We start from the raw sequence: 14,714 nt of genomic DNA, 5'->3' as shown, positions 1-14,714 counted from the left end.
TGCGAACCCGGCGGCGCATAAAAAGGATACTCATAATGAAAACCGTCTTCCTCGCCTCCGTCGCCGCCGCGACCCTGATCGCCGCTCCCGCCTTCGCCCAAGACGCTGTCGGCTCGGTCGGCGTCGCCTACAACTACGCCGACGTTGATGGCACCGACATCAACCGCGGCGTCATCGACGGCGTCGTCGCTTCGCCGGTCTTCGGCGACTGGACCGTGACCTTCAACGCTGAAGGCGCCTACACCGACGTCGAGAACGGTGGCGACGAAACCACCCTGGCCGGCGCCGTGCACCTGACGAAGAAGATCGAAGACATGCGCTTCGGCGGCTTTGTCGGCGCTTCGGAGTTCGCCAACACCACCATGACCAACTTCGGTCTGGAAGGTCAGAAGTATCTCGACCGCGCCACCCTGACCGGCGTCGTCGAATACGGCACGGCCGCTGACGCCGACATGTGGACCGTCGCTGGCGACGCCGCCTTCTACGCCACGTCGCAACTGCGCCTGAACGTCGGCGCTTCGTACTCGAACATCGACGCCGACAACATCTTCCTGGGCGCCGGCGACGTTGACGCTTGGTCGGCCGGCGTGGGCGCCGAGTACCAGTTCGCCAACTCGCCCTACTCGGTCTTCGGCGGCTACGACTACGTCAAGTCCTCGGACCTGGACGTCGACGCCAACGTCATCAAGATCGGCATGCGCTACAGCTTCGGCGGCGGTCTGCAAGCCCGCGACCAAGCCGGCGCCAACCTGGGCCGCACCAGCAACGCCTTCACCGGCCTGTTCGGTAACTAAGCCGTCCTGGCGGTCCTCGACCGCAAGACGTGGGAAACCCCGGCGGAGCAATCCGCCGGGGTTTTTCATTGCCCGAAGACCAGACGTGAAAAAGGCCCGGGGGGTTCCACGCTCCCGGGCCTTCTCTCATGGCGATGCGGTTCGGCTCAGCGTCCGACGCGCACCTCGCCCGAACCCACGATCGAACGCGAAACCGGTCCGGTCACCTCGGCGACGCGCACGTCGCCGGAACCGGCGATCGAGGCTTCCAGGCTGTTGGCCACGCCGTCGAAGCGGACATTGCCCGAACCGGCGATCGCCACCTCCAGCGTCGACGCCCGCCCGCCGCGAATGTTCACGTCGCCAGAACCGCCGATCGACACCTCCGCCGGACCATCCACTCCGGCCACGACAATATTGCCGGAACCGCCGACCGAAGCCTCCAGCCCCCCGGTCGCGCCGGTCAGAATGGAGCCGGAACCGCCCACCGAAGCCTCCAGCGAACGCGACGTGCCGGCGCGCACCGTGCCGGAGCCGCCGACGCCGATCTCCAGGCGCCCGTCGACATTGGCCACGGTCCAGTTGCCGCATCCCCCGGCGCCCAGTTCGACAGACCGCGCGCCGCGTCCGATCGCGCCATAGACGCCGCTGCCCGAGTTCACATCGACATCACGCGGCGTCCGGACAACCACCAGGGGCGCGTCCTCGAGACGGATGCGCCCCTTGCCGGCGACCTCCACCGTCGCCCCCTCGCCTGGCTGGCGGGCGTCGGCACGACCGTTGTTGCAGCTGCGGATGCTGTCGTTGTTGAACTGCAGCATGCTGCGACGACGCCCCAGGCCGCCGTCGATGCGGACCTTGTCGCCGCGGCGCTCGACAGTCAGCCGAGGCAGGTCCGCGGAGCCCTGCGTGATCTCGACGGCGATATCCGTCCGGTCCTCGGGAATGACGATGACGCGCGCCACGGCGTTGCGGATCTCGGCTTCCTGGGCCGCCGCGGGAAGAACGGCGAAAGCGGTGAGAACGGCGGCCGAGGCGGCGGCGTAGACTGCGAACTTCATGGCGGTGTCCCTCTCCAGATGTGAGGAGAAACTGGCCCCCGCCGCGCCCCAAGTCATTTTAAATCGAGGTCATGAAGTCGTTGTAAGAATACGGCCTTCCGGCGCTCAGCCCTTGAGCGCGCCCGCGCCGTCAGCCGCCCCGACCTCCGGCTCGAACTGGCGCTCGAAGTGCGCGATCTTGCTCTTCAGCGCTCCCATGCGCTTCAGGGCCAGCGACGCCGCCCAGCGCAGGGCCAACTCGCCCTGCCCCATCCGGTCGGTCTGGCGCGGCGCGCCGCCTCGACTGCGAACGACAGCATTGGTGTAGAGCGCGCCGTTGCGGAAGCGCGAGGGCCAGGTCTGAAAATCCATCGACAGCGAGACGCAGAACCGGTCCAGGTTCTCAACCCGGTGCGGCGCGTAGAGGGGCCAGGTCAGGGCCTGGCCGGGCTCCAGGTCCACCACCTGGGCGTCGCCCTCGAACGTCAGCCTGTAGGGCAGTTCCTCGGTCGTCTGCCGCGCCACGACCTGTTCCATGCTGCGCTCGGGCAGATGGGCCTCGTCGCCCGGATAGACGAAGATCCGTTTGCGACCGCGCAGGTGGAACAGCACCACGCCCGCGGCGTCGAAATGATAGGGCACCCGCGCCTTGGGCGACGACAGGATCAGTTGTCCGGCGTTCTTGACCGCCTTCAGCCCCGGATAGGCCGCCTCGACCTTGGCGAACTCCGCCATCGCCGCCGCCCAGAGTTCCGGCCAGCCCGTCTCGACGTCGCGCAGGTTGACCCAGAGCCGTCCCTGCTGGATCGCCTCCAGCAACTGGCCGCCGTCCAGCCGGCCGCGCGCGCCGGTCTTCAGACTGACCTGACCCTCATCGTCGTAGTCGTAGAGGTTGATGTCGAACAGGTCCGCCGGATAGCGGTCCAGCAGGGCCGCCAGGGCCGCGTCGTCCGCGAAGCCCTGGGCGATCAGATCATGGGCGATCGTTCCCGCCTGCGCGATCGGACCTGGATAGCGCGTACGGCGCCCGGACATAGACTGGGCCTGTTCCATCATGAAGACCTCCCCCGGCCTGCTGCTTTCGACAGGGCCGCGCCCGCGGCCATGGCCGCCCCGCGAAGACGGCCGGACGACGTGACCTCGCACGCCTCGATGACATTCCAGCGCCGGCGCACGCTCTGACGCAGGCGACGCCCGCGCTCCGCACCGGCCAATGACAGCAGAGAGGCCCCGGCCTGTCCCAGAACGGCCGGAAGCCCGGACCGCAGAACCGTCGCCTCGATCACCGGCTGCACCGTATCGCAGAAGTAGCGTTTGTACGCCTCGCCGCCGAAGCCGTAGTCAAAGTCGCAATAGCCCGCCTCCGATCCCAGCCGGATCGTCTCCATGCTCAGGATGATGCCCGGCGAGCAACGCGCCAGGGTCGGGACATAGGCCGGGAACCAGAAATGATACCGCCGCCCCGCATGCAGGGAATACTCGACCGCCGCCATACGCCCGCCGACCCGCAGGACGGCCAGGGAGGCGCCGAAGTCGGGTCCCTCATGCGCCATCAGGGCGTGCAGCAGATCCCGCGTCCAGCCGCAGGCGAAGACGTCGTGGCGGCCCGTGCGGCGGTACTGTTCGCGTTTCAGGGCGATCAGTTCGTCCAGCAGCGCTCCGTCACGCTGGCCGATCAGAATCTCCACATCGCCGAACTCGGCCGCCATGCTGCGGCGCGCCCGCTCCTTGTCCTTGAAATACTTGCCGAAGGCCGAGCGACGCGCGGCGTACCAGGCGTCATAGCCGCCGTCGTCGGGAATGGTGGTGCGGAAGCTCTCATTGACGCTGAAGCCCGGTTCCCGCCCCACCCAGCCATTGACGCTGAAACGCGCGCCGCCCAGCAGTTCCGCCGTTTCGACCAGCGTCGGACGCCGCCCCGCCGGGCCGATGACCCCGTGATAGTCATTCATGGGCGCGGCGATCGGCAGGATGGCCCCGCCGCGCTTCTGATAGGGGAAGTAGCCGACCACCTCCCCGTCCCGACGGAAGACCGCCAGGGCGCTGCCCGGACTGATCCTTGAGGCGATTTCAGCGAACTCCAGACGGAAATAGGGGCTGGACAGATCAGGGTCGGCCGCCTGCCACCCGGCCCAAAGGCCGCGCTCTTCAGCGGTCAGGCTCGCCACATCACGGATTTGGACTGTCAGTGCGCCGGACATGGCTCCCCCTTTGCGCGAAACGGCCAGCAAATTCCATTCCGCTCGGCGTCCTCGCATACGGCCTGTTTCAACACGGTTGAGAGCTTTGGTGAACGCACCCGACGTCCGTTGTCCGCCGTTCGCGGTTTCTTTCGTCTCAACAAGGGAATCCCCCGCTCGCTCACGCGACGCGCCGGTCCTGTTTCCGGATGGCGGCGCATGCAGAAACGGCCCCCGGATCGCTCCGGGGGCCGCTCTGTACGCTTTACGCTTGGCCTGCCGCCCTTTCGGGCTGCTTGAGGCCGGTACGCTTACTGTTCGGGTCCCAGGACCCGGATCCATCGCTTAGGCGACGATCTTGGCCACGACGCCGGCGCCGACGGTGCGGCCGCCTTCACGGATGGCGAAGCGCAGCTTCTCTTCCATGGCGATCGGGGTGATCAGTTCGACGTCCAGCTCGGCGTTGTCGCCGGGCATGATCATCTCGACGCCTTCCTTCAGCTTCACGATGCCGGTCACGTCGGTCGTGCGGAAGTAGAACTGCGGACGGTAGTTCGTGAAGAACGGCGTGTGACGGCCGCCCTCTTCCTTGGTCAGGATGTAGGCCTCGGCCACGAACTTGGTGTGCGGGGTGATCGAACCCGGCTTGCACAGCACCTGGCCGCGCTCGACGTCTTCACGCTTGGTGCCGCGCAGCAGCACGCCCACGTTGTCGCCGGCCTGACCCTGGTCCAGCAGCTTGCGGAACATTTCAACGCCCGTGCAGGTCGTCTTCTGGACCGGACGGATGCCGACGATCTCGACTTCTTCACCGACCTTGACGATGCCGCGCTCGACGCGACCGGTCACGACCGTACCACGACCCGAGATCGAGAAGACGTCTTCGACCGGCATCAGGAAGGGCATGTCGACCGGACGTTCCGGCTGCGGGATGTAGTCGTCGACGGCCTGCATCAGCTTCAGGATGGCTTCTTCGCCGATGGCGGCGTCGCGGCCTTCGACGGCGGCCAGGGCCGAGCCCTTGACGACCGGGATGTCGTCGCCCGGGAACTGGTAGGACGACAGAAGTTCACGCACTTCCATCTCGACCAGCTCGAGCAGCTCTTCGTCGTCGACCATGTCGACCTTGTTCAGGAAGACCACCAGGGCCGGAACGCCGACCTGACGCGACAGCAGGATGTGCTCGCGCGTTTGCGGCATCGGGCCGTCAGCGGCCGAGCAGACCAGGATCGCGCCGTCCATCTGAGCCGCGCCCGTGATCATGTTCTTCACGTAGTCGGCGTGGCCGGGGCAGTCGACGTGCGCGTAGTGACGGTTGGCCGTCTCGTATTCCACGTGCGCCGTGTTGATCGTGATGCCGCGGGCCTTTTCTTCCGGCGCGGCGTCGATGTCGGCGTAGTTCATCGCCTTGCCGCCGCCGGCCTTCGCCAGCGTGATCGTGATCGCAGCCGTCAGCGTCGTCTTGCCGTGGTCAACGTGGCCGATCGTGCCGATGTTGCAGTGCGGCTTCGTGCGTTCGAACTTTTCCTTGGCCATTCTCTAGCTCCTGGAGGGTCCCCGAACCGGGGGTCCAATTAAGGTTTGGGGATAGACGGGGCGATTTGTGGTCAAACCGCCCCGTTTTCAAGTGGTCCGTCGAAACGGACTTAGGCGGAGTACTTCTTGATCACTTCGTCGGCGACGTGTTGCGGCACCGGCTCATAGTGATCGTACTGCATGGTGAACTGGGCGCGGCCCTGCGACATGCCCCGCAGGGTGTTCACGTAGCCGAACATGTTCGCCAGCGGCACGAAGGCGTTGATGACGATGGCGTTGCCGCGCATGTCTTGGCCCTGGATCATGCCACGACGGCCGTTCAGGTCGCCGATGACCGAGCCGAGGTATTCCTCGGGGGTCACGACTTCCACCGCCATGATCGGCTCGAGCAGCTTGGGCGAACCCTTTTCCTTCAGTTCACGGAAGGCGGCGCGCGAAGCGATTTCGAAGGCCAGAACGCTGGAGTCGACGTCGTGGAACTTGCCGTCCGTCAGGGTGGCCTTGAAGTCGATCATGGGGAAGCCGGCCAGAAGACCGTTTTCCTTGGCCGATTCCAGACCCTTCTCGACGCCCGGGATGTATTCCTTGGGCACAGCGCCGCCGACGATGGCGTTCTCGAAGACGAAGCCCGAACCGGGTTCACCGGGTTCGAAGGTGATCATGACGCGGGCGAACTGACCCGTACCGCCGGTCTGCTTCTTGTGCGTGTAGTCGATGTCGACCTTGCGGCCCAGCGATTCACGGTAGGCCACCTGCGGCGCGCCGATGTTGGCTTCCACCTTGTAGGTGCGCTTCAGGATGTCGACCTTGATGTCCAGGTGAAGCTCGCCCATGCCCTTCAGGATCGTCTGGCCCGACTCGTGGTCGGTCGAGACGGTGAAGGAGGGGTCTTCCGAAGCCAGCTTGGCCAGGGCCACGCCCAGCTTCTCCTGGTCGGCCTTGGTCTTGGGCTCGACCGAGATCTCGATCACCGGCGCCGGGAATTCCATCTTCTCGAGGATGATGGGCGACTTGATCGGGTCGCACAGGGTGTCGCCCGTGCGGGTTTCCTTCAGGCCAGCCAGGGCGACGATGTCGCCGGCGTAGGCTTCCTTGATGTCCTCGCGGTTGTTCGAGTGCATCTGCAGCATGCGGCCGACGCGCTCTTTCTTGTCACGCGACGAGTTCAGCAGCGACATGCCGGTTTCCATCTTGCCCGAGTACAGGCGGCAGAAGGTCAGCGAGCCGACGAAGGGGTCGTCCATGATCTTGAACGCCAGAACCGACAGGGGCTCGTCGTCCGAAGCCTTGCGGGTGATCGGCTCTTCCGTGCGGAAGTCGATGCCCGGCGTGGCCGGAATGTCGGTCGGCGACGGCAGGTAGTCGATGACGGCGTCGAGCAGGGGCTGGACGCCCTTGTTCTTGAAGGCCGAGCCGCCGAGGATCGGGTAGAAGGCGCCGGTCAGAACAGCCTTGCGGATGCACTTCTTCAGCACTTCGACCGAGGGCTCTTCGCCGCCCAGGTAGGCTTCCATGGCGTCGTCGTCGAGTTCGACGGCGTTGTCGATCAGGTACTGGCGAGCCGCAGCGGCTTCGTCAGCCATGTCGGCCGGGATGTCGCGGATGTCGGCGTCGGCGCCGACGGTGTCGGTTTCCCAGACGTAGGCCTTCATCTCGACCAGGTCGACGACGCCCTTCAGCAGGTTCTCGGCGCCGATCGGCAGCTGGATCGGCACGGCCTTGGCGCCCAGACGGTCGCGGATCGACTGCACCGAAGCAGCGAAGTCAGCGCCGATCTTGTCCATCTTGTTGACGAAGACGATGCGCGGAACCTTGTACTTGTCGGCCTGACGCCAGACGGTCTCGGTCTGCGGTTCGACGCCGGCGTTGCCGTCCAGCACCGTCACGGCGCCGTCGAGGACGCGCAGCGAACGCTCGACTTCAATGGTGAAGTCCACGTGGCCGGGGGTGTCGATGATGTTGAGACGCTTGCCCTTCCAGAAGGCGGTCGTCGCGGCCGACGTGATGGTGATGCCGCGTTCCTGTTCCTGGTCCATCCAGTCCATGGTGGACGCGCCGTCGTGGGTCTCGCCCATCTTGTGGTTACGGCCGGTGTAGAACAGGATCCGCTCGGTCGTCGTCGTCTTGCCCGCGTCGATGTGGGCCATGATGCCGAAGTTGCGGTAGTCTTCGATTTTATGTGTGCGGGGCATTGGAGTTGCCTTCGGGCTGCTTCGCGGACGCGGCGAGCGCCCATGGGTGTCGGATATGACGGCGCGGGCGGTTCAGTCTGAACGCCCGCGCCGGATCGTCTTAGAACGCCGCCGTCCCCATAGATGCAAAGGGGGACGGTTTTAAGACGCTTACCAGCGGTAGTGGCTGAAGGCGCGGTTCGCCTCGGCCATCTTGTGGGTGTCTTCACGCTTCTTGACCGCGGTGCCGCGGTTGTTGGCGGCGTCCAGCAGCTCAGCCGCCAGCTTTTCCGTCATGGTGTTTTCGCCGCGTTTGCGAGCGGCGTTGACCAGCCAACGGATGGCCAGGGCGCGACGACGGTCCGGACGGACTTCGACCGGCACCTGATAGGTGGCGCCGCCGACGCGACGCGAACGGACTTCGACCGAGGGGGCGACGTTGTCGAGAGCGTTATGGAAGGTCTCGACCGCGGTCTGCTCCTTCTTCTTGTCAGCCAGGATGTCGAAGGCGCCGTAGACGATGTTTTCGGCGACGGCCTTCTTACCTTCGTACATGACGTAGTTCATGAACTTGGTGACCACCAGGTCCCCGAACTTGGGATCCGGCAGAACTTCACGCTTCTGGGCGCGGTGACGACGCGACATGGATTATTCCTTGCAGTGCCCGGCTGACGCCGGGAAAATCTCTGAGGGTCCAGACCAGCAGGCCTGAGACGATTTCGCTTACTTCGGACGCTTGGCGCCGTAGTGCGAACGACGCTGCTTGCGGTCCTTGACGCCTTGCGTATCGAGCACGCCGCGCAGGATGTGGTAGCGAACGCCGGGCAAGTCCTTCACGCGGCCGCCGCGGATCAGCACGACCGAGTGCTCCTGCAGGTTGTGGCCTTCGCCGGGGATGTAGCAAACGGCTTCGTAGCCGTTCTTGGCCAGACGGACCTTGGCGACCTTACGCAGAGCCGAGTTCGGCTTTTTCGGGGTCGTGGTGTAGACGCGGGTGCAAACGCCGCGACGCTGGGGCGAGCCTTCCAGAGCCGGGACCTTGTTACGGGTGGGCTTGGGCTTGCGCGGCTTGCGGATCAGCTGGTTGATCGTAGGCATACGATTAGTCTCTTTTCGATATGGAGGCGTGTGCCTGTCGGCCGGGGCGCCTCATGAGCCTTCTTTTGGACCTCGCCGAAGCGGCGCCCGGGTGTTGTTCTCGAGCGAGCGGGAACAGCCAAACGAAAAAGCCGGAACGCGCGCTTTGGGCGTTCCGGCGGGCACAGCCCGTCCGTTCAATTGTCACGATCTCAATGGACGGCGAACCGCCCACCTCTCGAAAGTGCGCGCCGTTTACGCGGGATGGGTGAAGGCGTCAAGTGATTCAGCCCAGCCGGAACGGCGACCGCCCGGCGAAACACCGTTGCACGACCCGTCGAAACACGCCCCTATATCGCCACGCTTGTCCTTGCATCATCATCGAAGATGCGGAAACCGTCATGACCGTCGCCGTGCTGAACCGACCCTCGGCCCGACACTCCCGTCGCGGATTGCGCGGCGGATTGATGGCGGCCGCCTCGCTTGCGCTCCATGTCGCCGTCCTGGGGTCCATGATCCTGCTGGCGGCGGACGAGGATCGCGCCCCGCCCCGCGCCCTGCCCCCGATCATCCAGCTCGAGATCGAGCCTCCGCCGCCGCCGCAATGGCGCATGCCGCCTCGCCCCGAGCCGCTCCGTCCCGTCGATCCGCAGACGCCGGCCCCGGTTCCTGTCGAGGCGACGCAATCCGAGTCCGCGCTCGCGCCGACGCCGCAGACGACTCCCGCCCCCGCCAGGCCGTCGCCCTCTGCGCCGGCCGTCCCGGTTCCTGCGCCCGCTCCGGCGGCGGCTGTCGCCCCGGCCCCCGCCCGCATCCCCGCTCCGGTTCCGGCCCCGACGCCAACCCCGACTCCGGTCGCGCCCCCGGCGCCGGTCGCCGCGCCAGAGCCGGCCCCGACGCCGCCCGTCGCGATGGCGCACGCGCCCAGTCCGCCTGCCCCTGCCCCCGCCCTGCCTCAACGGCGCCTGACCGGGGACAAGGACGAGGAAGAAGCCGCCAGCGGCCGCCCCTCGCCTCCCGCCCCTCGTATGGCGGCGCCGCCGCCCGGCGGCGCGCCGGCGACGGGGACCGGCGAGATCACCGACGCCTGGCGTTTCACGCCCGAAGGCCAGGGCGGCCGAAACGCCCGTGCCCTTCGCCTCTCACCGGCCGGCTGCCCCGCCGACCGCGTGCTCACGCAGGGTGAACGCGCCATCTGCGAGGAGCGCTTCAACGCCCGCGCCGCCGAAGGCGCCGAGCGGCGCACCATCACCGGCAGCGGCAACGCCCAGCGCGACGCCCGCTTCGCCCGCGAAGGCGCCCGCGAGATGCAACGCTATGAGGCTCAGCGGCGCCCCTTGGCCGGCGGCGTCGGCGTCATGCCGCCACAGGAATGCCCCGGCTCGAACTTCGGCGCGGGCTGCGCCGGCGCCCACCTCGACCCATCCATGCGCCAGGGCGCCACCACCAATGTCCAGCAGGACAGCAACAAGCTGCCCGACCCGCGCTAGGTCTGGCGAGCTAGTCTTTCCTCCCTGTTCGCGGAGCGAATGGGGAGGTGGCGCGGCGCCGAAGACGACGTGACGGAGGGGGCGACTCAACGTCAGCAGCCTGCGCCGCCCCCTCCACCGCTACGCGGTCCCCCTCCCCACAAGAGTTCTGGACATCAAGCAGCCCGAAGGGCGGTAGGCCCAATAAAGAAAAGAGCGGCGCCGTCGCCGGCGCCGCCCTCTTCAGTCTCGGTTTCCGAAACGGATCAGCCTTCCGGCTGCTCCAGTTCCAGGGCCAGGTCGGCCGGCAGCGGCTCGATGGCGTCTTCGCGGGCCTGGGTCAGCTCCGCGTCGCGCTCGTTCGCCAGCTTCTGCAGCGAGCGCAGATAGGCGCCCGTGCCCGCCGGGATCAGACGGCCGACGATGACGTTTTCCTTCAGGCCTTCCAGCAGGTCCTTCTTGCCGTGGACCGAAGCCTCGGTGAGGACGCGCGTGGTTTCCTGGAAGGACGCCGCCGAGATGAAGCTGCGGGTTTGCAAGCTGGCCTTGGTGATGCCCAACAGGACCGGCTGCGTGACAGCCAGACGACCGCCGCGCTTCTCGACCTTGGCGTTCTCGAAGGCCGCCTCGGCCACCTCGACCGTGTCGCCACGGATCAGGGTGGTTTCGCCGGAGTCGATGACCTCAACCTTCTGCAGCATCTGACGGACGATGACTTCGATGTGCTTGTCGTTGATCGGCACGCCCTGCAGTCGGTAGACCTCCTGCACTTCGTTCACCAGATACTCGGCCAGCGCCTCGACGCCCTGGATGCGCAGCAGGTCGTGCGGATCCGGGTTGCCGTCGATGATGTAGTCGCCCTTCTGGATCAGATCGCCGTCGTGGACGGAGATGTGCTTGCCCTTCGGGATCAGGAATTCGACCGCCTCGGCCTGGTTGCCGTCGGCGTCCACTTCCGGGGTGATCTTGATGCGACGCTTGTTCTTGTAGTCGCGACCGAACTCAACGCGGCCATCCATTTCGGCGATGACGGCGCAGTCCTTCGGACGACGGGCTTCGAACAGTTCGGCGACGCGCGGCAGACCGCCGGTGATGTCGCGGGTCTTGGCGCCTTCGGTCGGGATACGGGCGATGATCTCGCCCGGCTTGACCTCATCGCCGTTCGACACGGACAGGATGGCGCCCACGGGCAGCAGGTAACGGGCGTCGGAGCCCGAGGCCAGCTTGGCGTAGGTGTCGCCCGCCGTGACGCCCATGGCCGGACGCAGGTCCGAACCGCGGGGGCTGGCGCGCCAGTCGGAAACCACGCGCTGGGCGATGCCCGTCGCTTCGTCGGTTTCTTCGCGAACGGACAGGCCGTCGACCAGGTCCTCGAAGCGGATCACGCCGCCGACTTCGGTCAGGATCGGGGTGGTGTAGGGGTCCCACTCCGCCAGACGCTGACCCTTGGCGATGTCCGCGCCTTCCTTGACGCGCAGACGGGCGCCGTACGGGACCTTGTGCGTCTCGCGGTCCTTGCCGTCCACCACCACGGTGACGACGACGTTGCGGCTCAGGGCCACCAGGTCGCCGTGCGCCGCGACGACCGTCGGGCCGACGATCTTGGCCTTACCGGCGTTGGTCGCTTCGTAGAACGAGGTTTCCGCCACCTGGGCCGTACCGCCGATGTGGAAGGTACGCATGGTCAGCTGGGTGCCCGGCTCGCCGATCGACTGGGCGGCGATGACGCCGACCGCTTCGCCGATGTTGACGTTGGTGCCGCGCGCCAGGTCACGACCGTAGCACATGCCGCAGATGCCGGCTTCGGCTTCACAGGTCAGGGCCGAGCGGACCTTGATCGACTGGACGCCGGCCGCATCGATGGCTTCGACTTCTTCTTCCTGCAGATAGGTGTCGGCGGGGAAGATGACGTTGTCGGTGCCCGGCTCCTTGATGTCCTCGGCCGCATAGCGACCCAGGACGCGTTGACCCAGCGAGACCAGAACGTCGCCGCCTTCAACCACGGCGCGCAGGGTGATGCCGCGGGTCGAGCCGCAGTCTTCCTCGGTGACGATCGAGTCCTGGGCGACGTCCACCAGACGGCGGGTCAGGTAACCCGAGTTGGCGGTCTTCAGCGCGGTGTCGGCCAGACCCTTGCGGGCGCCGTGGGTGGAGTTGAAGTACTCAAGGACGGTCAGGCCTTCCTTGAAGTTCGAGATGATCGGCGTCTCGATGATCTCGCCCGAAGGCTTGGCCATCAGGCCGCGCATGCCGCCCAGTTGCTTCATCTGGGCCTGCGAACCACGGGCGCCGGAGTTGGCCATCATGAAGACGGAGTTGATGTCCGGCTCCTGGCCCGCGATCAGGACGCGAGGCTGGGCGATTTCGCCCATCATCTCGTCGGCGATCTTGTCCGTGGCCTTGGCCCAGGCGTCGACGACCTTGTTGTACTTCTCGCCCTTGGTGATGAGGCCGTCAGCATACTGCTGCTCGTACTCTTCGACCTGGGTGCGGGTCTCGTTGACCAGGGCTTCCTTCTTGGCGGGAATGACGATGTCGTCCTTGCCCACCGAGATGCCGGCCTTGGCGGCTTCGCGGAAGCCCAGCTGCATCATCTGGTCGGCGAAGATGACCGTCGCCTTCTGACCGCAGTGACGATAGACCTGATCGATCAGGTTACCGATTTCCTTCTTGGTCAGATTCTTCTCGAGCAGGCGGTAGCCGATGTTCGGGTTCAGCGGCAGCAGGGCGCCCAGCTTCATCCGGCCCGGGGTCGTGTCGATCACCTTGGTGATCTCTTCGCCCGCGGCGTTCATCTCGGTCCAGCGGGCCTTGATCTTGGTGTGCAGCTTGACGACCTGGGCGTCCAGGGCGGCGTCGATTTCACCCATGTTGGCGAACAGCTTGCCTTCGCCCGGCTGGCCGTCCTTGACCAGCGACAGGTAGTACAGGCCCAGGACGATGTCCTGCGACGGCACGATGATCGGCTTGCCGTTGGCGGGCGACAGGATGTTGTTCGTCGACATCATCAGGACGCGCGCTTCCAGCTGGGCCTCGAGGCTCAGCGGGACGTGAACGGCCATCTGGTCGCCGTCGAAGTCGGCGTTGAAGGCGGTGCAGACCAGCGGGTGCAGGCGGATGGCCTTGCCCTCGATCAGCTTGGGCTCGAACGCCTGGATGCCCAGACGGTGCAGCGTCGGCGCGCGGTTCAGCATCACCGGGTGTTCCCGGATCACTTCTTCCAGGATGTCCCAGACCTGCGGCTGCTCGCGCTCGACCATGCGCTTGGACTGCTTGACGGTGCCCGACAGGCCCTTGGCGTCCAGACGCGCATAGATGAACGGCTTGAACAGCTCGAGCGCCATCTTCTTGGGCAGGCCGCACTCGTGCAGCTTCAGCTCGGGGCCCACGGTGATGACCGAACGGCCCGAGTAGTCGACGCGCTTGCCCAGCAGGTTCTGACGGAAGCGACCCTGCTTGCCCTTCAGCATGTCGGCCAGCGACTTCAGCGGACGCTTGTTGGCGCCCGTGATGACGCGACCGCGACGGCCGTTGTCGAACAGGGCGTCGACGGACTCCTGCAGCATCCGCTTTTCGTTGCGGATGATGATGTCCGGCGCGCGCAGTTCGATCAGGCGCTTCAGTCGGTTGTTACGGTTGATGACCCGGCGATAGAGGTCGTTCAGGTCCGAGGTCGCGAAGCGGCCGCCGTCCAGCGGCACCAGCGGGCGCAGTTCCGGCGGAATGACCGGGACGATCGTCAGGATCATCCACTCGGGCTTGTTGCCCGACTCCAGGAAGGCCTCGATCAGCTTCAGGCGCTTGGACGCCTTCTTGGCCTTCATTTCCGACGGGTTGTCGGCCAGTTCGGCGCGGTGCTTTTCAGCCTCGGCGTTCAGGTCGATGCCCATCAGCAGGTTGCGGACGGCCTCGGCGCCGATTTCAGCCGTGAAGCCGTCGTCGCCGTATTCTTCCTGGTAGCGGTAGAACTCGTCTTCCGTCAGCAGCTGGTTCTGCTTCAGCGGGGTCAGGCCCGGCTCGGTGACGATGTAGTTTTCGAAGTAGAGGACGCGCTCGACGTCCTTCAGCGCCATGTCCAGCATCAGCGAGATGCGCGACGGCAGCGACTTCAGGAACCAGATGTGGGCGACCGGAGCGGCCAGGTCGATGTGACCCATGCGCTCGCGGCGAACGCGAGCCAGCGTGACTTCAACGCCGCACTTCTCGCAGATGATGCCCTTGTACTTCATGCGCTTGTACTTGCCGCACAGGCATTCGTAGTCCTTGGTCGGGCCAAAGATACGGGCGCAGAACAGGCCGTCACGCTCGGGCTTGAACGTGCGGTAGTTGATGGTTTCCGGCTTCTTGATCTCGCCGAACGACCACGAACGGATCTTCTCCGGCGAGGCCAGGGCGATCTTGATCTGGTCGAAGGTCGGCGTGACCGGGACCGGGTTGAAGATGTTCAGGACTTCCTGGTTCATCTTTT

At 66.0% G+C, this 14,714-nt stretch carries 10 protein-coding genes; 2 read left to right on the top strand and 8 right to left on the bottom strand.

The annotated features are described in order from the left end of the window. Positions 1-35: 35 nt before the first annotated feature. Positions 36-794, top strand: coding sequence for an outer membrane protein (locus tag ACZ5XO_RS05770; RefSeq protein WP_464164337.1), 759 nt, complete (start codon positions 36-38; stop codon positions 792-794). A gap of 146 nt (positions 795-940) precedes the next feature. Here the strand turns inward: ACZ5XO_RS05770 and ACZ5XO_RS05765 are convergent, their stop codons facing one another. The 7 genes from ACZ5XO_RS05765 to rpsL form a co-directional block, all read right to left on the bottom strand. After that, positions 941-1,834, bottom strand: coding sequence for a GIN domain-containing protein (locus tag ACZ5XO_RS05765; protein WP_464164336.1), 894 nt, complete (start codon positions 1,832-1,834; stop codon positions 941-943). Between the two features lie 105 nt (positions 1,835-1,939). After that, entirely contained in the window at positions 1,940-2,848 is a 909-nt protein-coding gene (locus tag ACZ5XO_RS05760; protein WP_464164335.1) for a cupin-like domain-containing protein, read from the bottom strand. 17 nt (positions 2,849-2,865) lie between these two features. Then, entirely contained in the window at positions 2,866-4,014 is a 1,149-nt protein-coding gene (locus tag ACZ5XO_RS05755; RefSeq protein ID WP_464164334.1) for a GNAT family N-acetyltransferase, read from the bottom strand. A 324-nt stretch (positions 4,015-4,338) separates the two neighbouring features. Continuing rightward, on the bottom strand, positions 4,339-5,529 hold the full coding sequence (gene tuf / locus ACZ5XO_RS05750) for an elongation factor Tu (RefSeq protein WP_464164304.1): 1,191 nt from the start codon (positions 5,527-5,529) through the stop codon (positions 4,339-4,341). A gap of 110 nt (positions 5,530-5,639) precedes the next feature. Further along, the gene (gene fusA / locus ACZ5XO_RS05745) at positions 5,640-7,721 is read right to left on the bottom strand and encodes an elongation factor G (protein WP_464164333.1); all 2,082 of its coding nucleotides are present in this window, start codon (positions 7,719-7,721) and stop codon (positions 5,640-5,642) included. Between the two features lie 150 nt (positions 7,722-7,871). Further along, on the bottom strand, positions 7,872-8,345 hold the full coding sequence (gene rpsG, locus ACZ5XO_RS05740) for a 30S ribosomal protein S7 (RefSeq protein ID WP_464164332.1): 474 nt from the start codon (positions 8,343-8,345) through the stop codon (positions 7,872-7,874). A 78-nt stretch (positions 8,346-8,423) separates the two neighbouring features. After that, positions 8,424-8,798 carry a 30S ribosomal protein S12 gene (gene rpsL, locus ACZ5XO_RS05735; protein WP_008260482.1) on the bottom strand — a complete coding sequence of 125 codons (375 nt, stop codon included), beginning with the start codon at positions 8,796-8,798 and terminating at the stop codon, positions 8,424-8,426. A gap of 380 nt (positions 8,799-9,178) precedes the next feature. On the opposite strand from rpsL, the gene ACZ5XO_RS05730 reads away from it, so the two are divergent. Continuing rightward, positions 9,179-10,267, top strand: coding sequence for a hypothetical protein (locus ACZ5XO_RS05730; protein ID WP_464164331.1), 1,089 nt, complete (start codon positions 9,179-9,181; stop codon positions 10,265-10,267). A gap of 245 nt (positions 10,268-10,512) precedes the next feature. On the opposite strand, the gene rpoC is transcribed toward ACZ5XO_RS05730, so the two are convergent. Further along, positions 10,513-14,709, bottom strand: a complete 4,197-nt coding sequence (gene rpoC, locus ACZ5XO_RS05725) for a DNA-directed RNA polymerase subunit beta' (protein WP_464164330.1) — start codon at positions 14,707-14,709, stop codon at positions 10,513-10,515. Positions 14,710-14,714: the final 5 nt, after the last annotated feature.

It is taken from the genome of Brevundimonas sp. T2-11, from assembly GCF_055397675.1.
Note: the sequence above shows the minus strand (reverse complement) of the source record. Positions and strands in the feature narration are given on the sequence as shown.

Coding starts and splice junctions, on each gene's coding strand:
- ACZ5XO_RS05770 (WP_464164337.1), top strand. CDS start 36: ATGAAAACCGTCTTCCTCGCCTCCGTCGCCGCCGCGACCCTGATCGCC.
- ACZ5XO_RS05765 (WP_464164336.1), bottom strand. CDS start 1,834: ATGAAGTTCGCAGTCTACGCCGCCGCCTCGGCCGCCGTTCTCACCGCT.
- ACZ5XO_RS05760 (WP_464164335.1), bottom strand. CDS start 2,848: ATGTCCGGGCGCCGTACGCGCTATCCAGGTCCGATCGCGCAGGCGGGA.
- ACZ5XO_RS05755 (WP_464164334.1), bottom strand. CDS start 4,014: ATGTCCGGCGCACTGACAGTCCAAATCCGTGATGTGGCGAGCCTGACC.
- tuf (WP_464164304.1), bottom strand. CDS start 5,529: ATGGCCAAGGAAAAGTTCGAACGCACGAAGCCGCACTGCAACATCGGC.
- fusA (WP_464164333.1), bottom strand. CDS start 7,721: ATGCCCCGCACACATAAAATCGAAGACTACCGCAACTTCGGCATCATG.
- rpsG (WP_464164332.1), bottom strand. CDS start 8,345: ATGTCGCGTCGTCACCGCGCCCAGAAGCGTGAAGTTCTGCCGGATCCC.
- rpsL (WP_008260482.1), bottom strand. CDS start 8,798: ATGCCTACGATCAACCAGCTGATCCGCAAGCCGCGCAAGCCCAAGCCC.
- ACZ5XO_RS05730 (WP_464164331.1), top strand. CDS start 9,179: ATGACCGTCGCCGTGCTGAACCGACCCTCGGCCCGACACTCCCGTCGC.
- rpoC (WP_464164330.1), bottom strand. CDS start 14,709: ATGAACCAGGAAGTCCTGAACATCTTCAACCCGGTCCCGGTCACGCCG.